This is a genomic window from Aeromicrobium fastidiosum, from assembly GCF_017876595.1.
Classification (GTDB): domain Bacteria; phylum Actinomycetota; class Actinomycetes; order Propionibacteriales; family Nocardioidaceae; genus Aeromicrobium; species Aeromicrobium fastidiosum.
On the sequence record NZ_JAGIOG010000001.1, the window covers coordinates 313,775 to 337,959 of the forward strand.

Below are 24,185 nucleotides of genomic sequence, written 5' to 3' on the forward strand. Positions count from 1 at the left end.
GCGTACCAAGCCGTCGAACCCCTACGGTGTCTTGGGCAAGGCCCCTCCTGCCCTAGGCTGGACCCCATGCATTCTGTCCTCGTCACCGGTGGTGCCGGCTTCATCGGCTCCAACTTCGTCCGCCATCTCATCTCCACCACGGACCTGTCGGTCACGGTGCTCGACAAGATGACCTACGCCGCGAGCCGCGAGTCGATCGCCGACCTGCCGGAGGACCGCTGCCGCCTCGTGGTCGGCGACATCGTCGACGCCGCGCTGGTCGACGAGCTCGTCGCGTCGCACGACGCCGTGGTCCACTTCGCGGCCGAGTCGCACAACGACAACTCGCTCAACGACCCAAGCCCGTTCGTGCAGACCAACCTGGTCGGCACGTTCACGCTGCTCGAGGCCGCCCGCAAGCACGACGTCCGCTTTCACCACATCTCGACCGACGAGGTCTACGGCGACCTCGAGCTCGACGACCCCAACAGGTTCACCGAGGCCACGGCCTACGAGCCCTCGAGCCCGTACTCGTCGACCAAGGCCGGCTCCGACCTGCTCGTGCGCGCCTGGGTGCGGTCGTTCGGCGTGCGCGCCACGATCAGCAACTGCTCCAACAACTACGGGCCGTACCAGCACGTCGAGAAGTTCATCCCCCGCCAGATCACGCAGCTGATCGACGGCCTGCGCCCGCGCCTGTACGGCGACGGCCTCAACGTCCGCGACTGGATCCACGTCGAGGACCACAGCAGCGCCGTCCTGACGATCCTCACCAAGGGCGAGATCGGCCAGACGTACCTCATCGGCGCCGACGGCGAGAAGAACAACCTCGAGGTCGTCCGGGCCCTCCTGGAGGCGTTCGGCCGCGACGCCGACGACTTCGACCACGTCACCGACCGCCCCGGCCACGACCGCCGCTACGCGATCGACTCCACGAAGCTGCGCACCGAGCTCGGCTGGCAGCCGCAGTTCGGCGACTTCTCGTCGGGCCTGGCCGACACCGTGCAGTGGTACCGCGACAACGAGTCGTGGTGGCGTCCGGCCAAGGCCGCCACCGAGTCGATGTACGCCGCCCAGGGGCAGTGAACGTGCAGATCTCCGAGACCCCCATCCCGGGACTGCTGGTCCTGAACATCCCCGTGCACGGTGACAACCGCGGCTGGTTCATGGAGAACTGGCAGCGGCAGAAGATGGTCGCAGCCGGCCTGCCCGACTTCGGCCCCGTCCAGCACAACGTCTCCTACAACACGTCGGCCGGGGCCACCCGCGGCATCCACGCCGAGCCGTGGGACAAGCTCGTCTCGGTCATCGCAGGACGCGTCTTCTCGGCGTGGGTCGACCTGCGCGAGGGCGACTCGTTCGGTGCCACGTTCACGATCGAGATCGAGCCCGGTGTCGCAGTGTTCGTGCCCAGGGGCGTCGCCAACTCGTACCAGACGCTCGAGGACAAGACCGCCTACTCCTACCTGGTCAACGCCCACTGGAGCGCCGACGCCGAGTACACCAACGTCAACCTGACCGACGAGACCATCGCGATCGACTGGCCGCTGCCGATGGCCGAGGTCTCCGACAAGGACAAGGCGCACCCGCGGCTCGGTGACGTCGTCCCCGTGCCGCCGCGCCGCTCGGTGATCCTGGGTGCCGACGGCCAGCTCGGCCGCGCCCTTCGCGCGCTGCTGCCCGACGCGATCGCGCTGACCCGTGCCGATCTCGACCTCACCGATCCGGCGGCCTACGACAGCGTGCCGTGGGACGACGTCGACACGATCTACAACGCGGCGGCCTACACCGCGGTCGATGCCGCCGAGACGCCCGACGGTCGTCGCGCGGCCTGGGCCGTCAACGTCACGGCCGTCGCGACGATGGCGCGCATCGCGACCGAGCACGGCCTGACGCTGGTCAACGTGTCGTCCGACTACGTGTTCGACGGCACCGCCGAGTCGCACACGACCGACGAGGCACTCTCGCCCCTCGGCGTCTACGGACAGACGAAAGCAGCCGGCGAGGCTGTCACGTCGACGGTCCCCCGCCACTACATCGTCCGCACCAGCTGGGTCATCGGTGACGGCGGCAACTTCGTCTCGACGATGCAGCGACTGGCCCGCGACGGCGTCAGCCCGACGGTCGTCGACGACCAGCACGGGCGACTCACGACCGCCGCCGAGCTCGCGGCCGGCATCGTCGACCTGGTGCGCACGGGCGCGCCCTACGGCATCCACCACGTCACCGGAGGTGGGCCCGTCAAGACCTGGGCCGACATCGCCCGCGAGGTCTTCGAGGCGGAGGGACGCGATGCCGCCGACGTGACCGGCGTCAGCACCAAGGTCTACGGCGAGGGCAAGCAGCTCGCACCGCGCCCCCGTCACAGCGCCCTCGACTGACGTCCTCGTCCCTCGAGCCACTGCACCCCTTGAGCTTGTCGAAAGAGGCCCTTTCGACAAGCTCAAGGGGCGGTGTCAGCTGAGGGCGGCTTCCCTCAGGGGGCGAGGCGCTCACGCGTCCAGCTGCCGTCCGGCTCGCGGGTGTAGCGCAGCCGGTCGTGCAGACGTCCGACGCGGCCCTGCCAGAACTCGATCGACTCGATCGCGATGCGGTAGCCGCCCCAGTCGGCGGGACGGACGACGTCGCGCCCCGCGAACTCCTGCTCGACCTCGGCGACGCGCCGCTCGAGCGCGGTGCGGTCGGGGATGGGCTGCGACTGCGGCGACGCGGCGGCCCCGATCTGCGAGCCGCGCGGTCGCGACGCGAAGTAGGCGTCGGACTCCGCGGCGTCCAGCCTGGTGACGCCGCCCTCGACGCGCACCTGCCGCTGCAGCGGGTGCCACAGCATCGTGGCCGCCGCCCGAGGGTTGTCGTCGAGCTCGCGACCCTTGCGGGAGCCGTAGCCCGTGAAGAACGCGAGGCCCCTCGCGTCGAGCCCCTTGAGCAGGACGATGCGCGACGAGGGCCGGCCGTCGCGCGTCGCCGTGGCCAGCGCCATCGCATTGGGCTCGTGCACGCCGGCGTCGACCGCCTCGTCGAACCAGCGCGCGAACAGGGCCAGCGGATCGTCGCCGGCACCCTGCTCGTCGAGCCCGTCACGGGCGTACTCAGATCTCATGCGCGCCAGATCAGGGGACTCCATGTGCCCACGGTATCGGCGCAGGGCACAATGCGATGCATGACTGAAGTGCACCACGGACTAGAAGGCGTCATCGCGTTCGAGAGCGAGATCGCCGAACCCGACAAGGAAGGGTCCGCACTTCGCTATCGCGGCGTCGACATCGACGACCTCGTCGGCCGCGTCCCCTTCGAGAAGATCTGGGGCCTGCTGGTCGACGGGACGTACGAGCCCGGCCTCCCCCCTGCAGAGCCGTTCCCGATCCCCGTCCACTCGGGCGACATCCGCGCCGACGTGCAGAGCGCGATCGCGCTGACCGCTCCCGCATGGGGCATGAAGCAGCTGTACGACATCGACGACGTGCAGGCCCGCGACGACCTGGCCCGCGCCGCCGTCATGGTGCTGTCGTACGTCGCCCAGGCCGCACGCGGCGTGGGTCAGCCGTTCGTCCCGCAGGCCGAGGTCGACAAGGCCGGCACCATCACCGAGCGCTTCCTGACGCGCTGGCGCGGCGAGGTCAACCCCGACCACGCGAAGGCCATCGACGCCTACTGGGTCTCGGCCGCCGAGCACGGCATGAACGCCTCGACGTTCACGGCCCGCGTCATCGCGTCCACGGGTGCCGACGCCGCCGCTGCCCTGTCGGGTGCCGTGGGTGCCATGTCTGGCCCCCTGCACGGCGGTGCCCCGGCTCGCGTGCTGACGATGATCGAGGAGGTCGAGAAGTCCGGCGACGCCACCAAGTACGTCAAGGGCCTGCTCGACTCCGGCGAGCGCCTGATGGGCTTCGGCCACCGCGTCTACCGAGCACAGGACCCCCGCGCCCGCACCCTGCGGCGCACCGCCAAGGAGCTCAACGCTCCCCGCGCCGAGGTGGCCATCGCGCTCGAGGAGGCCGCGCTCAAGGAGCTCAAGGAGCGTCGTCCCGACCGCGTGCTCGAGACCAACGTCGAGTTCTGGGCCGCGATCGTGCTCGACTACGCCGAGATCCCCCCGCACATGTTCACCGCGATGTTCACGTCGGCCCGCACGGCCGGCTGGAGCGCGCACATCCTGGAGCAGAAGCGCACGGGACGCCTCATCCGTCCGTCCGCGATCTACACCGGTCCCGCCTCGCGCGGTGCCGACGAGGTCGAGGGCTGGAACCCGGAGTGGGCGCAGGGCTGACCGTCCTCGGCTGACAAGAGAATCGGGGTTCGTCCGCGCCGGCGCGGACGAACCCCGATTGTCTTGTCGCGCCCCGGAGGGCTCAGAGGTCGTGAGCGACGCCGCGGACGTCCAGCACATCGGCCAGCAGCGTGCGCGCCCGTGCCTCGAACGAGTGCTCGGCGGCGACGCGGGACGCATTGGCCGCCAGCGTGGCCTCGTCCGGCCACACCGGCGACGCGGGGTCGAGCAGCTCCCGCAGGTCGTCGGTCGTGCGGTACGTGCGCGCCGAAGGGCCCAGGACGTCCTCGAGGCCGTCCACGGCGTCGCTGACGACCCGCGCGCCCGACGCGACGGCGTCGAACAGCCGGTTGGAGTAGAACCCGAGCCGCGCCATGTCGGTCCAGTGGTCGTTGAGGACGACACGCGCGCCCCGGTAGGCGGCCGGCAGGCGCTCGTTGGGCAGGTGGTCGGCAGCGACGTGCGCGGCGTCGATGAACTCGTGCCAGCCGTCACCGAAGACCGTGAGATCCGCACCCACCTGGACGGCGTCGCGGACGATCGGGCGTGCGACCTTGCGCGTGCGGCCGACGAACAGCGTGCCGAGACCCGGCGTCGCCTCGCCGACGGGTGTGAACCTCGCAGAGTCGGTCGCCTGCAGCAGGGTGCGCACGCGCAGCGAGGTGGCGGCCTCGACCTGCTGGGCCCAGCCCCGCCCGGCCGAGTAGACGAGGTCGAATCCTTGCGTCAGCTCGTCGAGGGGCACCTCGTCGGGATGGCTGATGACCCACAGGACGTTGGTGGCGCCGGGCTGCGCCACGGACGGCCAGCGTCCCCGCAGCGTGAGGGTCACGTCGTCGAGGTGGTCGACGCCCGGCCGCTCGTGGGCTCCGCGGCGGTCGACGAAGGCCTCCTGCCCCCAGGACCGCAGCCCCCGGACGAGATCGGCGGCGAAGAACGTGTCGCCCCACTCGTCACCGCTCGGACCGCCCCTGGCGGCGATCTTGACGGCCCAGCGCAGGCTCGGCAGTCCCGCGCCGGGGCCGTCGGTCACGAGACGCGTGCGGCGGCTCAGCAGCGGCGTCGCGGTCACGCGGCGACCGCTGGCCGGCAGGCTGTCGCCGGGACGGAAGCCGTCGACCTCGAGCCCGGCACGCTCCCAGTGGTCGGCCCGCGCGGCCGGCAGGCGTCCACCCCATCGGTCGAGCAGCCGCAGTTGATCGGGCTCGGACGGCACCGGCAGGGGCCTGCGCGAGCGACGGCTGGCGCGCGACGCCAGGACCGTCACGAACCGGCCGCCCCCGTCGTCGCCGCTGGCGTCGGCCAGGCGCAGCGACAGGTCGACGTCGCCGAGGTCGTCGAAGGCCGGGTCGAGGCCGCCCGCCGCCACCAGCACATCGGCGCGCACCGCGACGCACGCCCCGCTGACCGCGTCAGGCACCGGGTCTGCCGCCGGGAGGTCGTCGAGAGGATGGTAACCCAGCAGGTGCACCGGCACGACGTGCGGTCCGGCCGAGACGAGTCCTGCCGACCAGATCGTGTCGTCCGCCGTGAGCAGCAGCGACTGGGCGGCGATCACGTCCGGCCGGGCCACGGCCGCGAGCAGGGGCGGGAGCCAGCCGGGGTGCACCTCGACGTCGGGGTCGAGGAGCACGACCACCTCGCCGGTCGAGAGCGCGAGGGCACGGTCGGCAGCCACGGTGTGGTGCGAGACGGCCGCGACGCGGTCGACGCGCACGCGCGCGTCTGCGGCGTAGCAGGCCGACAGGACCGACGTGATCTCGCGGTCGGAGCCGTTGTCGACCACGACGACCTCGAGGTCGGCAACGGCACCGGCGCTGCGCTCGAGCACCCGGTCGACGACACGCCGGGTGCGGTGCCGGTCGCCGCGCGACACGACCAGCACCGAGACACGTCCCGCGACCCGGTCGGAGGGTTCGTGGCCGAACGTCCCGAGCCGCACCGTCTGCTCGTGAACACTGCGACGACCCACTGCCGTCGGCTGCTCGGCGAGATCGCCGCCCCGCACGCCGACGAACGGCACGAACACCGGTCGCAGACCGTGTCGCAGCAGCAGGTCGAGGCCGGGCCTGTCGACGTCGGCCAGCCCGACCTCGCGGAGGCGGTCGGTCGGCACCAGCACGCCGGCGAGCGAACGCGGGGCGTCCCACGCGAGCGACTCGCGGGCCGCCAGAGCACCCCAGCACCGTCCGTCGGCGTCGTCGACCACTGCCGCGTGCACGAGGGCGTCGGGTGCAGCCTCCGACAGGAGACCGCCCAGCAGGAGGGGCGACCACGACTCGCAGGGCCGCCAGAAGGCCGTCCACGGCTCCTCGACGGTGACGAGCACGTCGCGGAGGCGTCCGACCGGCGACTGCTCTGCCGTCGGCACCAGCACGACCCGGGGATCGTCGGCCAGCGCGAGCACCGCAGCGGGGACGGACGCGTCGGCGTCGACCGCGAGCCGCAGGGTCCAGTCACGGTGCTCCTGCGCCAGCACCGTGGCGAGGTGGTCGGGCACCGCCCGCCCCCACCCCCGCACGTCCGCGACGATCGCGACGGCACCCGTGCCGGTCGGCGGCCGTGCAGCCTCGAGGTGCCAACATGCCTCCGTCGTCGCCGGGGGTCGCAGCAGCGCGGCCTGTCGACCCAGCTCGGCGGCGACGCCGAGCGCGCCCTCCCGGAACGCCGGCCACGGCACCGGCTCGATGCCCGAGCCGGGCTCCGGCACCGTGGACGTCTCGGCACCTGCATGGGCCAGGAAGTGGCCGAGCGCACCGCCCGGATGCTCCGCCGCCTCCGGCACGCGAGCGAGGTACGTCGCGCCGTCGAAGTGCGGTCCGGCAGCACCGGCGACCTGCCCCGTGCGCAGCAGGTGCATCAGCGTCATGGGCATGCGGACGCCCGCCCTGCTGCGGTACCACGCACGCTCGTAGAGCGGTGACGGCGACAGCGCCGGCGACTCCCCCGTCTCGAGGAAGTGCCAGACGGCGGCCCGGTCGTCGACGAACGTCCGACCGGCCTGCGCCTCGTAGAACGGCCGGTCGACCAGGCCCGAGGCCAGGATCGCGCCGATGGCCGCGGACTGCTGCTCGCGCAGCCGCACGAAGCGCTTCCACGACCAGCGCCCCACCCGTGGGACCGGCGCACCGGCATGGGCGTGCTGCAGGTAGTGGCCGACCGGGCCTCCGGGGTGCTCCGCGGCGGACGGGGCGAGCGCGACGATCTCGAGGTCGTCCACCAGGCGCACCGGGAAGGTCCTCGCCGATCCGTCGAGCAGCGCATCGACGACCTCGGTGGACGACAGCCCGGTCGCCTCGACGTCGGTCAGCGGATTGGGCAGCAGGCCGGCTGCCGCACCCTCGCGAAGGTAGTGGGCGACCGCGTCGGCCGGCGCCAGCTGATCGCGGGTCTGCAGCGCGTAATACCACGGGTCGAACAGCCCCGTGGAGAGCAGCGGCGAGGTCTCGGACTCACGACCGCTGCGCGCGAAGACACGCAGCCGGTCCTTGGGCGACGGCGACATCATCCTCCTCGGTGGCAGCCATCCCGAAGACTACGCAATGGCAGCGTGCGCCCCGGAACCCCCGCGCCGGGCTCCCCTATGCTGATCGCGATGAGATCCCGGGCCCTGAAGCTGCTGATCGGCACGGTCGTCGTGATCGCGGTCGGCAGCGTGGCCTTCGGCCTGGCCTGGCCGGACGGATCGATCGACGACGCAGCACCCGTCAACCAGGGGCCCCGCCCCACGACGGCTGCGACTGCCGCCCCCACCGAGCCCGCCCCCTCTGCGTCCCCGTCACCGTCCAGCACCGCGGCACCCGGTGCCGACCTGGCACCCGCATCCGTCAGCGGCACGTGGCCCGGCGCGCCGCGAGGCGTCGTCGCCGGAGACGGCACCGTCGACTGGTGCCGCGCCGTGTCGACCACGGGTGCGGCCAAGGCCGAGGCGCAACGCGTCTTCGGCACCGAGGCCGTCGACGCCGCAGCCTGCGCCGCCGTGCGCTTCGTCTTCGAGCACCGCTACTCGCGTACCTCGCTGCCCCGGGCCAGCTACGCGGTCGCGGACTTCGACGCGGTCCTCCCGGCGCTCGACGCGCGGACGGCCGCCGACGTCTACCGTCCCCGCATCGCCAGGTTCGTCGCCGATCCACGGTCGGACACCGCCGGCGAGCAGCTCGGCCTGGTCCTGTTCACGGGGAGCGCCACCCGCAAGGGTGCCACGCACGCATCGGCCGGTGCCGGCCACGTGTTCTACGGCCCCGCCTTCACGACGGACGGCTACGCCGACCGGGCCGCCTGGATCAACCCGAGATGGACGACCGTGACCGTCCGTGTCGACCGGACGGCCGCCCGTCCCCGCATCGAGGCGCGGTTCACGGCATCGGCGTCCGTGCCCGTGTGGTCGACGTCAGCACGAGGCGACGCGATGCTGACGGTGCCGACCACGGCGACGTTCCTCCTGCGGCCCGACGGCGACACCTGGCGCATCAACGGCTGGACGATCGGCCGCGGCGACGTCGGCTACGCACCGCTCGACGTCCGCTGACATGAGAGGGGGCCGGCCATCCCCCCGAGACGGCCGGCCCCTCGACGCCTCGCGTCGGTGCCTCTGCCATCGACCATAACGGCATCTCGCCGTCAAGTGCAGTCTTGACTTTCGGGCCGGCACTAGTTATTTAGGACTATGGACACCTAGTCCGCTCGGACTCCCTGTTCAGAGTCCGATTTACCCTGTCATCGCAGGGCGACCAGCTGCGTCAGGTCATCGGTCGGCAGCTCGTCGACAACGGCCGTGACCGCCATCCACCGCAGGTCGACCGCCGCACCGTGCTGTGACAAGAAGGCCGTCTCCGACGCGTCCTGACCCGTCGCGATGCGCACGAGCGAGCTCCGAGGGGCCAGTGCGGTGGCGTCGACGACCTGCCACGCGCCGTCGACGTGCGCCTCGGCGACGGCGTGGAAGTCCATCGGGAACAGGCCTGGCGCATAGACCGATGCCAGTCGCGCCGGCACGTCCAGCGCACGCAGCAGCGCCACCACGAGGTGCGCGTAGTCACGGCACACGCCGGCACGGGCGAGCATCGTCGCCACGGCCCCGTCGGTCGGCTGGCTCGCGCCCGCCACGTAGGAGAGTCGGTCGCCCACCCACGAGCTGACGGCGTCGAGCAGCTCCTTGCCCTCGATGCCGGCGAACTCGGACTTGGCGGTCGGGAACAGCGTGTCGGACTCGCAGTAGCGGCTGGGTCGCCGGTACTCGATGATGTCGAGCTCCTCGGTCGACGCGAGCGCGGCCTGCCCCGTGACGTCGGCGGCGTAGTCGATGACCATCGGCCCGACCGGCCCGACCAGCCGGTGCAGCCGCGTGCCGTGGCGCCCGATGACCTCGTGCGCGTCGACCGGGTTGCCGTTGGACGTGATCGTCAGCGTCTCGTCGACGTCGGCGCCCTGGGCGACGGCGACCGACAGGATCAGGTCGGCCTCGCCGTGCACGTAGAGCTCGAGATGGGCCGTCACGGATCGCTTCACCGGACGATCCTGTCATGTCGGCGAGCCATCGGCACGACTCCCCCGCAAGCGTGAGCCGCCCCCACTCGAGTGCTGTGTTCCGGGGCCCGAGCGGTGCATCGTGGACAGACACGCCGTCTCACCCTGACCGGTCCGCACCACTCGCCCGCAAGCGGGAGGTCAGGAGTCGTAGGCCTCGAGGATGTGATCGGCGGCGGTCGCGGCGGGCATCTCGCCCGACAGCACCGCCTCGCGGATCTCAGCCCGGACGGCAGCGACCGCCGCGTCGTTGCGCAGCCGCTGGTCGAGCTCGTCGCGCACCAGGGCCCACGTGAAGTCGAGCTGCTGCTGCGCCCGCTTCTCGCGCAGGCCCTTGACGCCCATGAGCTCGCGGTGACGGATGACGCGGTTCCAGACCGTGCCGATGCCGGTACCCTCGAGCGCCGAGCAGGTCAGCACGGGAGGAACCCAGTCGGTCGTGCCGGCGTAGACCAGGCGCAGCGCGCCGGCGAGGTCCTTCGACGTCGCCTCGGCCTCCTGCGCCCGGTCGCCGTCGGCCTTGTTGACGGCGATGACGTCGGCGATCTCGAGGATGCCCTTCTTGATGCCCTGCAGCTGGTCGCCGGTGCGGGCGATCGTGAGGAACAGGAACGTGTCGACCATGCCGGCGACCGTGATCTCGGACTGGCCGACCCCCACGGTCTCGACGAGGATGACGTCGAACCCGGCCGCCTCGAGCACCGTCATGGCCTGGCTCGTGGCCCGCGCGACGCCGCCGAGCGTGCCTGCGCTGGGCGACGGACGGATGAACGCGTCGGGGCTGACCGCCAGGCGCGGCATGCGGGTCTTGTCGCCGAGCACCGACCCGCCTGTGCGGACGCTCGACGGGTCGACCGCCAGCACACCGACTCGGTGCCCCTCGTCGATCAGGTGCGTGCCGAGGGCCTCGATGAACGTCGACTTGCCGACGCCCGGCACGCCGGAGATACCGACCCGGATGGCACTGCCCCCACCACCTGAAGCGCCGCCGCCCCCTGAGCCTGTCGAAGGGTCGGTCAGCAGCCCCAGCAGCTCGCGCGCCTCGCCCCGGTGGTCGTCGCGGCGCGACTCGACCAGCGTGATGGCCCGCGAGATCGAGGCCCGCTTGCCGACGCGGACGTCGTCGGCAAGCTCTGCGACATCGACCATCAGACCGCCACCATCAGGCGAGGGTCGTGCGCAGCTTGTCGAGCAGGTCGAGCGCCGAGTCGGCGATGACCGTGCCGGGCGGGAAGACCGCGGCCGCACCCATCTCGATCAGGGTCGGGACGTCGTCGGGCGGGATGACGCCGCCGATGACGACCATGATGTCGGGACGCCCGAGCTCAGCCAGCGACTCCTTGAGCGCCGGCAGCAGCGTCAGGTGCCCCGCCGCGAGGGACGAGACACCGACGATGTGCACATCCGCGTCGATCGCCTGCTGGGCGACCTCCTCGGGCGTCGAGAACAGCGGGCCGACGTCGACGTCGAAGCCCATGTCGGCGAAGGCCGTCACGATGACCTTCTGGCCTCGGTCGTGCCCGTCCTGGCCCATCTTGGCCACGAGGATGCGGGGACGACGGCCCTCGGCCTTCTCGAACTCCTCGGTGGCCTCGATGACCCGGGCGACGTTGCCGGCCTTGCCTGCCTCGGTGCGGTACACACCTGAGATCGTACGGATGACGGCCTGGTGCCGCCCGTAGACCTTCTCGAGGGCGTCGGAGATCTCGCCGACGGTCGCCTTGGCGCGCGCGGCGTTCACCGCGAGGTGCAGCAGGTTGTCGTCGAGGGATCCATCACTCGCAGACCCTCTGGCCGCGCTGCGGGTCAGCGCCTCGAGAGCCGCGTCGACCTCGACCTGGTCGCGCTCGGCGCGCAGCCGCTCGAGCTTGGCGATCTGCGAGGCGTAGACGGCCTTGTTGTCGACCTTGAGCACGTCGAGGGGGTCCTCGTCGGCCAGGCGGTAGGTGTTGACGCCGATGACGGCCTGCGTGCCGGAGTCGATGCGCGCCTGGGTGCGGGCCGCGGCCTCCTCGATGCGCATCTTGGGGATGCCGGCCTCGATGGCCTTCGACATGCCGCCGGCCTTCTCGACCTCCTGGATGTGGGCCCAGGCCCGGTTGGCGAGGTCGTGGGTCAGGCGCTCGACGTAGTAGGAGCCGCCCCACGGGTCGATGATGTCGGTCGTGCCCGACTCCTGCTGCAGCAGCAGCTGGGTGTTGCGGGCGATGCGAGCACTGAAGTCGGTCGGCAGGGCGATGGCCTCGTCGAGCGCGTTGGTGTGCAGCGACTGCGTGTGGCCCTGCGTCGCGGCCATCGCCTCGATCGCGGTGCGACCGACGTTGTTGAAGACGTCCTGCGCCGTCAGCGACCAGCCGGACGTCTGGCTGTGGGTGCGCAGGCTCAGGCTCTTGGGGTTCTGGGGGTTGAAGTCGGCGACGAGCTGGGCCCACAGCGCACGGGCCGCCCGCAGCTTGGCGACCTCCATGTAGAAGTTCATGCCGATCGCCCAGAAGAAGCTGAGCCGCGGCGCGAAGGCGTCGATGTCGAGACCCACGTCGAGGCCCGCCCGCAGGTACTCGACGCCGTCGGCCAGCGTGTAGGCCAGCTCGAGGTCGTTCGTCGCCCCGGCTTCCTGGATGTGGTACCCCGAGATCGAGATCGAGTTGAACCGTGGCATCTTCTGCGCGGTGTAGGCGAAGATGTCGGAGATGATCCGCATCGACGGTGCCGGCGGGTAGATGTAGGTGTTGCGCACCATGAACTCTTTGAGGATGTCGTTCTGGATCGTGCCCGACAGCTTCTCGGGCGGCACGCCCTGCTCCTCGGCGGCGACGATGTAGAGCGCCAGCACCGGCAGCACGGCGCCGTTCATCGTCATCGAGACGCTCATCTCGTCGAGCGGGATGCCCTCGAAGAGCTTGCGCGTGTCGTAGATCGAGTCGATCGCGACACCGGCCATGCCGACGTCGCCGACGACGCGGGGGTTGTCGGAGTCGTAGCCGCGGTGGGTCGCGAGGTCGAAGGCGACCGAGAGGCCCTTCTGGCCGGCCGCCAGGTTGCGGCGGTAGAACGCATTGGACTCCTCGGCGGTCGAGAAGCCCGCGTACTGGCGGATCGTCCACGGCTGCGTCGTGTACATCGCGGGGTACGGACCGCGCAGGAACGGTGTCAGGCCCGGGTAGGTGTCGAGGCCGTCGAGACCGTCGAGATCGGCCGCGGTGTAGAGGCCCTCGACGTCGATGCCCTCGGGCGAGGCCCACGGCTCCGCGCCGTCGGTCGCGCGGGCGTACGTCTCCGGATCGGGCTCGTACGGCTGCTCGGGGTCGAGCGGCAGGCCCTGGAAGCTGCTGGGAACGCCGGTCATCGAACCAGCTCCTCTCGGATCGAACGGAGGAAGGCCAGTGCGTCGACCCCCATCGCGATGGTCGTGTCGGCTCCGACCTCGGCCTTGCCGGCCAGGACGACGTGGCTGGCTCCCGCCTGCCGCAGGGCCCCGACCAGATCGGCGCCCCACGCCTCGTAGGCCTTGTCGTTGCCCACGAGGCACACGACGGAGGGACGACCGGCCGACTCGTAGGCCGTCAGCACCTCGTCGACGCCCTCGGACGGGCCGCCCACGACCGTGCCGACGCCTCCGGCGGCCAGCAGGTTGGCGGCGAAGGTCGCGCGGGCCGTGAAGCCCGCGACCGTGCCCATCGATGCCAGGAACACCGGCGACGAGACCGGCTCGTCGCGCAGCGCCTCGAACTCGCCGGCGTAGCGGTGCACCTCGAGCGGGCGGTCGTACGGACGTCGCTCGGGCAGCGTCTCGTCGACCTGCGGGAACTCCGAGACGCCCGTCAGCGGACGTCGGCGCTTCGCGACGGCCAGCGCCCGGTCGGAGACCGTCACGGCCACCCGTTCGCGGACGAGGTCGAGCGCCGCCTCGAGACTGTCGGCCGCGTCGATCTCGCCGAACAGCGCCCACGCGTCGCGGGCGAGGTCGTCGGTCAGCTTCTCGACGGCGTGCGAGCCGCCGGCGGGGTCGGTGACGGCCGCGACGTGGGACTCGCTGATCAGCAGGCTGGACGTGTTGCGGGCGATGCGGCGGCTGAACGGCTCGGGCAGGCCGAGCGGCTCGTCGAAGGGCAGCACCGTGACGGAGGCGGCTCCGCCGACACCTGCCGCGAAGGCCGCGACGGTCGTGCGCAGCATGTTGACGTAGGGGTCGTAGCGGGACATCATCGGCCGCGACGTGACGGCGTGCTGCAGCTGGCCGGCCGCCGCGCTGGTGACGCCGCTGAGCTCGGCCACGCGCCCCCAGAGCCGGCGGGCCGCGCGCAGCTTGGCGATCGTCGGGAACTGCTCGTCGGTCGCGGCGTAGCGGAAGTCGATGAGCCCCGCTGCCTCGTCGACGCTGAATCCGGCCTCGACGAGCGTCCGCAGGTACTGCGCGCCGGCGGCCAGCGAGTAGGCGAGCTCCTGCACGTCGGAAGCGCCGGCGTCGTGCACCGCGGTCGCATCGACCGTGAGGCCGCGGATGCCCAGCGGGTGGGCCAGTCGGGCGATCTCGACCGTGGCGTCGAAGTCGACCACGCCGCGGCCACGGAACGCCGCACCGATCGGATCGGCACCGAGGCTCGTGCCGGCCGCCGCCTCGACGCCCTTGTCGGCGATGACCGCGGCCAGTGCCCGGGCAGCCTCGAGGGGCTCGAACGGGGCGTCGACGACGACGGCGGCGAGGTCGACGAAGACCGGCTCGAGGATCGCGGCGAGGGCGTCGATCGGCACGCCGCCCGTGCCCGCCGAGATCCACAGCGAGTTGACGCCGTTCTCGAGGTCGGTGACGACGTCACGCGCGGTGCGCTCGGCATCAGGGTCGGTGAACCAGGCGCGAACGTCCCAGCCGTCGAGCTCCCGGGTCGCCGTGGCACCCCGGGTGAAGGGAGCCTGACCGGGCAGGCCGCCGTCGGGCAGGTCGGCGCTCAGCGCCGGGGTGCCGAGGGGGGTGACCGAGATGCCGTCGAGGGTCGTGGTGGCGAGCGTTCCCCACACCTCGCCGGGGTCGGCGTCGTCGGACAGTCGGCGCGACTTGCGCAGCACCGCGGCGGTGGCGGACTCCCACTCGTCCTGCGTGTGCTCGAGGCCCTGCGAGAGGGGAACCTCGATCGTCACTGGAGTGCCCGAGCTCGTCGAGGGGTCAGATGCCATAGGGGGCATCGTACGAACACCTTGTGACCTCGGCCACCCAATGTGACGAATGTGACGAACGGGTTACGACGTGGGCCGCAGCTCGACGGCGAAGCCGGCCATGTCGAGCACCTGGACGTGCTCGGCGGGCGTGGCCGTGATCTCGCTGGCAGCAGTGCGTCGGCGGCCCGTCAGCATCACGATCCTGGCCACGGTGCCCTCGACCTCGTCGTCGCCGTCGTCGTCGACCGCGCTCGTGATGTCGTGCTCGAAGCCGGCGGGCAGCTGGGGCAGCAGCTCGTCGAAGCCGTCGGTCAGCACGGTCCACGCGACGTCGTCGCCCACGGCGAATCCGCCCTCGACCACGATGTCCTCCGCGCCGTCCACCCAGGTCCACACGCCCTCAACCGTACGGCCCGGACGTCCTGAGATGATGGGGAGGTGAAGATCCCCGCCGACCTCCTCCCCCGCGACGGACGATTCGGGTCCGGCCCCTCCAAGATCCGGCTCGAGGCGCTCGACGCCCTCGCCGCGACGGGCGACACCCTGCTGGGCACGTCGCACCGCCAGGCCCCCGTCAAGAACCTCGTCGGCAGTCTCCGCGAGGGGCTCGCCGAGCTGTTCACGCTGCCCGACGGCCACGAGGTCGTCCTCGGCGTCGGCGGCTCGCACGCCTTCTTCGACGCCGCGACGTTCGGGCTCGTCGACCGGCGCTCGCAGCACCTCGTGCACGGCGAGTTCACCCGCAAGTTCGCGACCGCCGTCCAGCAGGCACCCTTCCTCGACGCGCCCGAGATCCTCGAGACCGATCCGTCGACGCACCCGCTGCCCCACGCGACCCGCGGCGTCGACGTCTACGCGTGGGCCCACAACGAGACGTCCACGGGTGTCATGACGCCGGTCGCGCGACCGCACGACATCGACGACGGTGCGCTCGTGCTGGTCGACGCGACGTCCGGCGCGGGCGGACTGCCGGTCGACGTCGCCGAGACCGACGTCTACTACTTCGCGCCGCAGAAGGGCTTCGCGTCCGACGGCGGGCTCTGGATCGCGCTGATGTCGCCCGCGGCGATCGAGCGCGCCGAGCGCATCAAGGCCGGGGGCCGGCACATCCCGGGCTTCATCGACCTGCCCGTCGCGATCGACAACTCACGCAAGAACCAGACCTACAACACCCCGGCGCTCGCGACGCTGTTCCTGATGGACCAGCAGGTGCGGTGGATGCTGGCGCAGGGCGGCCTCGACTGGGCGGTGGGCCGCACCGCCGACTCCTCGCGACGCCTGTACGAGTGGGCCGAAGCGTCGCCGTTCGCGTCGCCGTTCGTGACGGCCCCGGCCGAGCGCTCTCTCGTCGTGGGCACGATCGACCTGCAGGGCGTCGACCAGGGCGACGTCACCGCGGCCCTGCGCTCCAACGGCATCGTCGACGTCGACAGCTACCGCGGGCTGGGCCGCAACCAGCTGCGCATCGCGATGTTCCCGGCCGTCGACCCCGACGACGTCACGCAGCTGACCCGCTCGATCGACTGGGTCGTCGACCACCTCTAGCCCGGGGCGGTGCGCTGGCGTCCACCGTCTCACCCAGGCGGTGCGCTGGCGTCCACCTTCGCCGTCGCGCTGGACGCTGGCGCACCGCCTCGAGGGCGGGGAGGTCAGCCGATGACGGTGCCGCCCCGGTGCAGCTCTCGGTGGCCCTCGTAGATCTCGGCGTTGTGGTGCAGCTTCGCGACCTCGTCGTCCGAGAGCTCGCGCCGCACCTTGGCCGGGACACCCGCCACGAGCGAGCGCGGCGGCACGACCATGCCCTCGGTGACAAGGGCACCGGCGGCGATCAGGGTCTCGTCGCCGATGACGGCCCCGTTCATGATGGTCGCGCTCATCCCCACCAGCACGTGATCGCCGATCGTCGCACCGTGCACCACCGCGCCGTGCCCCACCGACACGCCCTCGCCGAGCACGACGGGCTTGCCCTGGTCGACGTGGAAGGCGCAGTTGTCCTGGACGTTGGAGCGGGCTCCGATCGTGATGGGCTCGTTGTCGGCCCGCAGGACCGCGCCGTACCAGATGCTCGCCCCCTCGCCGATGCGCACCGAGCCGGCCAGCACCGCCGTCGGAGCGATCCACGCCGTGTCGGCGACCTGCGGTGTCTTGTCTCCCAGTGCGATCAGCATGGGCGCACGCTATCCAACCGGGGTCAGCTGATCCAGCGGGAGATCGGGTCGATCGCGAAGTAGACCACGAACAGGACGCCGATGACCCACAGCAGCGGGTGGACGGCAGCGATCTTGCCCTTGACCACCTTGATGACGACGTACGCGATGAAGCCCGCCCCGATGCCGGCGGTGATCGAGTAGGTGAACGGCATCAGCGCGATCGTGAGGAACGCGGGGATCGCGATCTCGACGTCGTCCCAGTCGATGTGCTTGACCTGGCTCATCATCAAGAAGCCCACGAGCACCAGCGCCGGCACGGCGGCCTCGCTCGGGATGTGCTCGACGAGCGGTGCGAAGAACGTCGACAGCAGGAACAGCACGCCCGTCACGACCGACGCCAGGCCCGTGCGGGCACCGTCGCCGACGCCCGACGCCGACTCGATGTACGACGTGTTGGACGAGACGCCCGCGGCCCCACCGGCGATCGCCGCGACCGAGTCGACCACGAGGATGCGCTGCGCCCCGGCCGGCGAGCCGTTCTCGTCGTTGAGCCCCGCCTCGGCACCGATCGCCGTCATGGTGCCCATGGTGTCGAAGAAGTCGGCCAGCAGCAGCGTGAAGACCAGCAGCGCCGCCGTCACGAAGCCCACGCGCTCGAAGGAGCCGAACAGCGAGAACTCGCCGAGCAGCGAGAAGTCCGGCTTCTGCACGAGGCTGTCGGGCCACGACGGGACGTTGAGGTTCCAGCCCTTCGAGGTCGGGTCGCCGCCACCGGCGGGGACGTCGGCCAGCGCCTGCACGATGCCGGCGAGAGCCGTCGTGGCGACGATGCCGATGAGGATCGCGCCGGGCACGCCGCGCGCGTGCAGGGCGATCATGATCAGCAGGCCGATGCAGAAGACCAGGACGGGCCACCCCGACAGGGTGCCGCCGATGCCGAGCCCGATGGGCGGCGCGGCGTTGCCGGTCGTCCGGACGAAGCCTGCGTCGACGAAGCCGATGATCGTGATGAACAGGCCGATGCCCACGGCGATGGCGGTCTTGAGCTGACGGGGCACCGCGTCGAAGACGGCCTTGCGGAACCCGGTCAGCACCAGCAGCAGGATGATGATGCCCTCGAGCACGACCAGGCCCATCGCATCGGCCCACGTCATCTGGCTCGCGACCGAGAAGGCCACGAAGGCATTGAGCCCGAGACCCGTGGCCAACGCGAGCGGGAAGTTGGCGACGACGCCCATCAGGATCGTGAGCAGGCCGGCGACGAGGGCGGTGCAGACGGCGATCGTCGCGAAGCCCGAACCAGGCGTCGAGCCGCCGCCCAGGAAGTTGCCGTCCTTGTCGGCGACGCCCGCGAGGATGACCGGGTTCAGCACGATGATGTAGGCCATCGTCAGGAACGTGACGACTCCGCCGCGCACCTCGCGACCGATCGTCGATCCGCGCTGCGAGATCTTGAAGTACTGCTCGATCGTGCCTGTCATGGCGCTCCCCTCACGGCCGACCCGCTCGACGTGAGACGGGTCCGACGACGCAGCATGCCAGATGCGCGCGACGACGACGCAACCGTGTCAGCGCCGCTTCGTGGTCATGGCAGCGCTGACCGCGGCGAGCAGCGCGACCACGACGAAGCCCCAGAACCAGGTGGCACCCGCGAATCCGCTGTTTCCCGGCGGCGTCGCGACCCGCCCCGAGGCGGTCGCGGACGGCGTCGGGCTCGGGGTGCTCCCGGCACCGTCGTCGTCCGTGGCGGGCGGCGTGAATGGGACCCGGATCAGGGGCGACGCGGTGCCCTCGCTGCCGACCAGGAACGAACGGCCGCCGGCCTCCATCGCGAGGGTCTCGCCCTGGTCGACCGGCGGTAGGTCGAACGAGGTGACGATCTGCCACGTCACGGGGTCGAGCACATAGGCCTCGGTGTAGTCGCGCGCGACGACGAAGCGCCCGTCGGGGGTGAACGCGGCGTCGGTCACGAGCCCCGGGACGTCGCCCGCGAGGGTCTTCGCCTCGTTGGGCCGATCCGGGCTCAGACGGCCCGGCAGCGAGAACACCGTGCCACCGAACAGCCCCTTGCTGATCAGGAACTTCGCACCCGAGGTGGGGTCGATCGCGAGTGCCTCGACGTCGAGCGGGCCGCCCGGATAGGTGATCGGGAACCGTCGCGCCGTCACGGTCGTGGTGCCGTCGGCGATCTCGGGCAGAGAGTAGAGCGCGACGTCGTCGCGCTGGCCGCTGTTGTCACCGGTGTCGGCGATCCACAGCGTCCCGTCGCGGTCGATCGACAATGCCTCGGTGTCGACGAGATCGGCGTCGACCGTCGCCGCTCCCAGCGTCCTGCCGGTCGACACCGAGACGGCGTAGACCACCGGCGCGCCGCCGGAGTCGTTGATCGTGTAGGCGCGGTCGGGGTCGTCGGGGCTGATGACGAGACCGCTCGACTCGTTGATGCGGCCGTCGGACAGGGTGCTGACGACCTCGGGCTGCGCCGTCGCACCGTCGGACCGACCCGTCACCGAGCTGATCAGCACGACGACAAGCAGGACGATGAGCAGGCCGGGGATCAGCAGCCGGCGATGACGCGGATTCATTGCTGATCAGCATGACAGGACACGGACGCCGCCACGATCCGGGCGGGTAGTGTGGCCGTGTGAGCGACGGCAACGGCGACGACTGGATCATCCGACAGGGTGACGGTCCGGAGACCATCGAGCGCAAGATGGGTCATCGCGAGATCGCCCGCCTCGAGCGCGCCGCGCGCCGCCACGAGTTCGGTCGCCCCGACGTCACCGAGCTCGAGATCGGACGCACGACCCACCGCGTCGCCGAGGTCGAGCCGATGGACGTCGACGGCGTGCGCACCATGACGGTCGGCACCATCACCTGGGGCGTCATCGCGATCGCGCTGCTGCCGTTCCTCGGCACCCTGGAGTCCGACGGCCGCACGTGGTGGCTGTGGACCGCCGTCGCCGGCTTCGGCCTCGGCCTGATCGGCATCGAGTACTGCCGCCGGCGGCGCAACGCGCTGCGCATGCAGCCGGGCCGCCGGCGCAAGCTCGACTAGCTCCACGGCCGCGAACCCCGCGCTCGCGAGCCACTCCGTCACGCACCGCGAGCCACTGCGTCACGGTCGAGCTGTGACGGAGTGACTCGCGGTTCGTCATTCAGTGACTCGCGAGCATCACTGGGCGGCGTCGTCGGACGCCTTGCGGACCGTGGTGCGCAGCGGCACCTCGCGGATCAGCAGGGCGGCGACGAGGCTCAGCACCGCGACGACCGCGGCCACGCCGAAGATCGTGCCGGTCGCGTCGCCGTAGGCCGAACGGACGATCTCGGCGACCTGCGGCGGCAGGCTCTTGACGTCGAGCAGCGATCCTCCGCCGCCCGCGCTGTCGATGCCCAGGGCCGACAGCTTCGACGTCACGTCGCTCTTGACCTGCGAGGCCAGGATCGCGCCCAGCACCGACACGCCCACGGCGCCGCCGAGCGACCGGAAGAACGCGACCGTGGCGCTCGACGCGCCGACCTGCGACACGTCGACGGTGTTCTGCACCGCGAGCACGTAGTTCTGCAGCAGCATGCCCATGCCGACGCCGACGAAGGCGATGAAGACCATGGCGTGCCACTCCGGCGTCGTGTGGCTGATGGTCGACAGCAGGCCCATGCCCACGATGAGCGAGACCGAGCCGATGACCAGGAAGCGCTTCCAGCGGCCGAAGCGGGTGATCAGCTGGCCAGAGACGAGCGTGCCAACGAGCGATCCGACCATCAGCGGGATCGTCAGCAGTCCTGCCTCGGTCGGCGTGCGTCCGCCGGCGACCTGGAAGTACTGGCCGATGAAGACCGATCCGCCGAACATCGCGATGCCAACGGCGATGCTGCCGATGATGGCCAGCGCCGTGGTGCGCTCGCGGACGACCGCGATGGGCAGCAGCGGCTCGGGGTGGCGCAGCTCGACGCGCACGACGAGCACCGCGGCCAGGGCTGTGCCGCCCAGGAAGGCCGCCGTCTGCCAGGAGAGCCATCCGAACGAGTCGCCCGCGAAGGTGACCCACAGCAGCGGGAGGCTCGCGGCGATCGCGATCAGCACGGCACCCACGTAGTCGAACACCACCTTGCGGCGCTGCGTCGCGATGTGGAGGTACTTCTGCAGCACGACCAGGCTGATGACGGCGAGCGGGACGCAGACGAAGAACGTCCAGCGCCAGCCGAGCCCCGGCGTGTCGACGATGACGCCGCCGAGGAGCGGGCCGCTGACCGTCGCGACCGCCATGGTCGCGCCCATGTAGCCGCTGTACCGGCCGCGCTGGCGCGGCGGGATGATCGAGCCGATGATCGACTGCGCGTTGGCGGTCAGGCCACCCATCGCAATGCCCTGCACGACGCGCATCGAGATGAGCTCGGGAAGGTTGCGCGAGAGCCCGGCCAGCATCGACCCGATCACGAAGATCACGATCGAGATCTGCACCAGGGTCTTCTTGTTCATGAGGTCCGAGAGCTTGCCCCAGATCGGCGTCGACACCGTCATCGCGAGCAGGGACGCCGTCACGACCCACGTGTACTGGGTCTGCGACCCGTCCAGGTCGGCGATGATCGTCGGCAGCGCGTTCGACACGATCGTGCTGCTGAGGATCGCGGTGAACAGCGCTGCGAGGAGGCCGAACAGCACCTCCATGATCTCGCGGTGGCTGAGCTCGCCCTGCGTGGGCGACGGGGGTGTGGACGACGTGGCGGTGGGCTCAGCGGCCTTGGTACCTAGTTGCATGCTGCAACCATACGTCGGATACATGCATCGCGCAACAAAAACCGCCCTCCGTGAGCGGACTCACGAAGGGCGGCTGGACGAGGAGGGTCAGAGACCGTCGATCTCGTCTCGCGTCAGGGTGTCGAACACCGGATCGGGCAGCTTTTGCGCCCCGGCCGACCGGCTGAGCCGGGCACCCGAGTGGGCACCGCAGCCGTGGTCGAACGACACGACGCGCCCGTCGTCGTTGGCCATGCCGTTGGCGCACACGCCGAACCGCTCGGACAACGGACCCGCCAGGCTCACCATGAACCCGCACGAGTGGCACACGCCGGCCGCCTGCTGGGCGATCGGTGCCTCGGGTCCCTGGTCGCCGGCCTGCCAGCGGTCGGCCGCGAGCTCGCGGCCCTCGAGCGACAGGACCCATTCGCGCCCCAGACCAACCTCTCGCGCGAAGAAGCGGTCGTCGGTCTGCTCGTCGCCGTCACCGGCCGTCCACGACGGGACGAGGCGGGCGTCGTCCTCGTCGGGAGGAAGCACGTCTCCCGGGCTGAGGTCGCCGGGGCGGATGCGGTCGCGGTAGGGCGTCCAGGCCGGCGCGATGATCGCGTCGTCGCCGGGGAGCAGCACGACGTCGTTGATCGTGACGTGCTCGCTGTCGGGCGCGCGCGAGACGCTGACCGACCAGTACCAGCCGCCGTAGCCGGGCTTGAGGCACTCGAAGTGGTGCGACACGAGCAGGTCGGCGTCGGCGGACGCCTGCAGGTGCGAGCCGACCGAGCCGGTGTCGGCGGCCTCGTCGACCGCGGCGCGCGCGATGTCGACAGCGGCTGCGAGCTGGTCATCGATGGGCATTCACCCATTGTCGCCCATGTCGCGGCACACGACGTGACGGGGTGGGGCAGGATGAGACGCATGGAGGAGCGCGACTGGCCGTACGACCACGCGACCGATCCCGGCTTCGACAGCGAGCGGTCGGGTCCGTCGACCCCGCCCCCGGCATCCAACCTGCGCCGCACGGCCCAGGCAGCGGGCCGCGTGTCACGCGGGACGGCCCGCGCGGTCGCCAAGGGCGGCACGACCGCGTTCTCCGGGGCACGGCGCTTCACGCACTCCGGGGGTGCCGGCGAGAGCGGGTTCTCCCGGTTGCTCGAGCTGCACGCCTTCAACACCGCGGGCGACGCGGCCGTGGCGATCTCGCTGGCCGGCACGCTGTTCTTCACGGTCCCGACGGGTGAGGCGACGGGCCAGGTCGCGCTGTTCCTCGCCGTGACGATGCTGCCGTTCGCGATCGTCGCGCCGCTGATCGGCCCGTTCCTCGACCGCTTCCGCCGGGGCCGCCGGTGGGCCATCGGATCGACGCTCGCGATCCGCGCGTTCTGCTGCTGGGTCCTCGCCGGCGCCGTCACCGACGCGACGCCACCGCCCGCGTTCTACCTGGCCGCCCTGGGCTGCCTCGTGTCGTCCAAGGCGTACGGCGTCACGCGCGCGTCCGCCGTCCCGCGCCTGCTCCCCGAGACGTTCACGCTCGTCAAGGGCAACTCGCGCATCTCGCTGACGGGCACCGGGGCCGCAGCCATCTCCGCGCCCCTGGCCGGCGGTGCCGCGCTGCTCGGCCCCGACTGGGCGCTGCGCTACGGCGCGCTGCTGTTCGCCGTCGGCACGGTGCTGGCGATCCTGCTGCCGGCCAAGGTCGACTCCAGCGAGGGCGAGGAGCCGGTCGACCTCGTCAACCCCAGCGCCACGACGGTGCGCAAGGGGCTCACGATCACGCGCGCGGTCGTCAACGGCCTGCGCAGCAACGCCGGGCTGCGGCTGCTGTCCGGGTTCCTCACGATCTTCATGGCCTTCACGCTGCGCGAGCCGCCCGCCTCGATGGGCTGGGACTACAACGCCACGATCCTGCTGGGACTGGTGATCGGCGGCGCCGGCGCGGGCAACACGATCGGCACCCTCATCGGCTCGGCCGCGAGCACGCGACGTCCCGAGCAGGTCGTGATCTTCGTGCTGGTCCTCGACGTCGCGGTGCTCGCCACGGTCGGCGTCTTCTTCACGTGGTGGACCGCCGTGATCCTCGGACTCACGGTCGGCATCTGCCAGTCGCTGGGCAAGCTGAGCCTCGACGCGATGATCCAGCGCGACGTGCCCGAGCGCGTGCGCACCAGCATGTTCGCCCGCTCCGAGACCCTGCTCCAGCTGGGTTGGGTCATCGGCGGCCTGATCGGCATCGGACTGTTCACGCTCGACCTCACGCCCCAGGTCGGCCTGCTGATCATCGGTGCCCTGCTGATCGCCTGGTTGGCGCTCGTCGTCAGCCAGGCCCGCAAGCCCGAGCGCGAGCCGGCGGCGAGGTGGACGGAGTGACGACCTT

Annotated in this window: 19 protein-coding genes; 7 read left to right on the plus strand and 12 right to left on the minus strand. The window is 71.2% G+C overall.

Annotation, left to right across the window (positions count from 1 at the left end; genetic code table 11):
* Positions 1-66: 66 nt before the first annotated feature.
* Both rfbB and JOF40_RS01595 read left to right on the plus strand, forming a co-directional pair.
* Complete coding sequence (rfbB, locus tag JOF40_RS01590; RefSeq protein ID WP_129179474.1) at positions 67-1,065, plus strand: dTDP-glucose 4,6-dehydratase; 999 nt, start codon at positions 67-69, stop codon at positions 1,063-1,065.
* A gap of 2 nt (positions 1,066-1,067) precedes the next feature.
* Entirely contained in the window at positions 1,068-2,360 is a 1,293-nt protein-coding gene (locus JOF40_RS01595) for a sugar nucleotide-binding protein (RefSeq protein ID WP_246152666.1), read from the plus strand.
* Between the two features lie 95 nt (positions 2,361-2,455).
* Here JOF40_RS01595 and pdxH read toward each other — a convergent pair whose 3' ends face one another.
* Positions 2,456-3,079, minus strand: coding sequence for a pyridoxamine 5'-phosphate oxidase (gene pdxH / locus JOF40_RS01600; protein ID WP_245343084.1), 624 nt, complete (start codon positions 3,077-3,079; stop codon positions 2,456-2,458).
* A 60-nt stretch (positions 3,080-3,139) separates the two neighbouring features.
* Between pdxH and JOF40_RS01605 the strand changes: the two genes are divergently transcribed.
* Positions 3,140-4,246: a citrate synthase 2 gene (locus JOF40_RS01605; protein ID WP_129179478.1), complete on the plus strand. Its 1,107-nt coding sequence runs from the start codon at positions 3,140-3,142 to the stop codon at positions 4,244-4,246.
* A gap of 82 nt (positions 4,247-4,328) precedes the next feature.
* On the opposite strand, the gene JOF40_RS01610 is transcribed toward JOF40_RS01605, so the two are convergent.
* Complete coding sequence (locus JOF40_RS01610) at positions 4,329-7,751, minus strand: glycosyltransferase family protein (protein WP_188111622.1); 3,423 nt, start codon at positions 7,749-7,751, stop codon at positions 4,329-4,331.
* A gap of 90 nt (positions 7,752-7,841) precedes the next feature.
* Here JOF40_RS01610 and JOF40_RS01615 point away from each other — a divergent pair, with 90 nt between their 5' ends.
* Positions 7,842-8,774 (plus strand): hypothetical protein, encoded by a 933-nt coding sequence (locus JOF40_RS01615; RefSeq protein ID WP_129179482.1) that lies wholly within the window; start codon positions 7,842-7,844, stop codon positions 8,772-8,774.
* Positions 8,775-8,962: 188 nt separating this feature from the next.
* Here JOF40_RS01615 and JOF40_RS01620 read toward each other — a convergent pair whose 3' ends face one another.
* The 5 genes from JOF40_RS01620 to JOF40_RS01640 form a co-directional block, all read right to left on the minus strand.
* On the minus strand, positions 8,963-9,754 hold the full coding sequence (locus JOF40_RS01620; protein ID WP_129179484.1) for a transglutaminase-like domain-containing protein: 792 nt from the start codon (positions 9,752-9,754) through the stop codon (positions 8,963-8,965).
* Between the two features lie 159 nt (positions 9,755-9,913).
* Entirely contained in the window at positions 9,914-10,921 is a 1,008-nt protein-coding gene (gene meaB / locus JOF40_RS01625; RefSeq protein WP_129179486.1) for a methylmalonyl Co-A mutase-associated GTPase MeaB, read from the minus strand.
* Positions 10,922-10,934: 13 nt separating this feature from the next.
* Positions 10,935-13,118: a methylmalonyl-CoA mutase gene (gene scpA, locus JOF40_RS01630; RefSeq protein WP_129179488.1), complete on the minus strand. Its 2,184-nt coding sequence runs from the start codon at positions 13,116-13,118 to the stop codon at positions 10,935-10,937.
* Positions 13,115-14,944 carry a methylmalonyl-CoA mutase family protein gene (locus JOF40_RS01635; RefSeq protein ID WP_129179490.1) on the minus strand — a complete coding sequence of 610 codons (1,830 nt, stop codon included), beginning with the start codon at positions 14,942-14,944 and terminating at the stop codon, positions 13,115-13,117. The genes scpA and JOF40_RS01635 overlap by 4 nt, the downstream gene beginning before the upstream one ends.
* 63 nt (positions 14,945-15,007) lie before the next feature.
* Positions 15,008-15,322 (minus strand): hypothetical protein, encoded by a 315-nt coding sequence (locus JOF40_RS01640; protein ID WP_129179493.1) that lies wholly within the window; start codon positions 15,320-15,322, stop codon positions 15,008-15,010.
* Between the two features lie 42 nt (positions 15,323-15,364).
* On the opposite strand from JOF40_RS01640, the gene serC reads away from it, so the two are divergent.
* A complete protein-coding gene (gene serC / locus JOF40_RS01645) occupies positions 15,365-16,471 on the plus strand; it encodes a phosphoserine transaminase (RefSeq protein WP_129179495.1) in 1,107 nt (368 codons plus the stop codon).
* A gap of 104 nt (positions 16,472-16,575) precedes the next feature.
* Here serC and JOF40_RS01650 read toward each other — a convergent pair whose 3' ends face one another.
* From JOF40_RS01650 to JOF40_RS01660, 3 genes are all read right to left on the minus strand, one after another.
* On the minus strand, positions 16,576-17,094 hold the full coding sequence (locus JOF40_RS01650) for a gamma carbonic anhydrase family protein (RefSeq protein WP_129179497.1): 519 nt from the start codon (positions 17,092-17,094) through the stop codon (positions 16,576-16,578).
* 23 nt (positions 17,095-17,117) lie between these two features.
* Positions 17,118-18,557, minus strand: coding sequence for an NCS2 family permease (locus JOF40_RS01655; protein ID WP_129179499.1), 1,440 nt, complete (start codon positions 18,555-18,557; stop codon positions 17,118-17,120).
* An 87-nt stretch (positions 18,558-18,644) separates the two neighbouring features.
* A complete protein-coding gene (locus JOF40_RS01660) occupies positions 18,645-19,661 on the minus strand; it encodes a hypothetical protein (protein ID WP_129179501.1) in 1,017 nt (338 codons plus the stop codon).
* Positions 19,662-19,720: 59 nt separating this feature from the next.
* Here JOF40_RS01660 and JOF40_RS20140 point away from each other — a divergent pair, with 59 nt between their 5' ends.
* Entirely contained in the window at positions 19,721-20,134 is a 414-nt protein-coding gene (locus JOF40_RS20140; RefSeq protein ID WP_246152668.1) for a DUF2530 domain-containing protein, read from the plus strand.
* A gap of 117 nt (positions 20,135-20,251) precedes the next feature.
* Here JOF40_RS20140 and JOF40_RS01670 read toward each other — a convergent pair whose 3' ends face one another.
* Positions 20,252-21,835, minus strand: a complete 1,584-nt coding sequence (locus JOF40_RS01670; RefSeq protein ID WP_129179503.1) for an MDR family MFS transporter — start codon at positions 21,833-21,835, stop codon at positions 20,252-20,254.
* 87 nt (positions 21,836-21,922) lie between these two features.
* A complete protein-coding gene (locus JOF40_RS01675) occupies positions 21,923-22,669 on the minus strand; it encodes a DUF3027 domain-containing protein (RefSeq protein WP_129179505.1) in 747 nt (248 codons plus the stop codon).
* A 60-nt stretch (positions 22,670-22,729) separates the two neighbouring features.
* On the opposite strand from JOF40_RS01675, the gene JOF40_RS01680 reads away from it, so the two are divergent.
* A complete protein-coding gene (locus tag JOF40_RS01680) occupies positions 22,730-24,178 on the plus strand; it encodes an MFS transporter (RefSeq protein ID WP_129179507.1) in 1,449 nt (482 codons plus the stop codon).
* Positions 24,179-24,185: the final 7 nt, after the last annotated feature.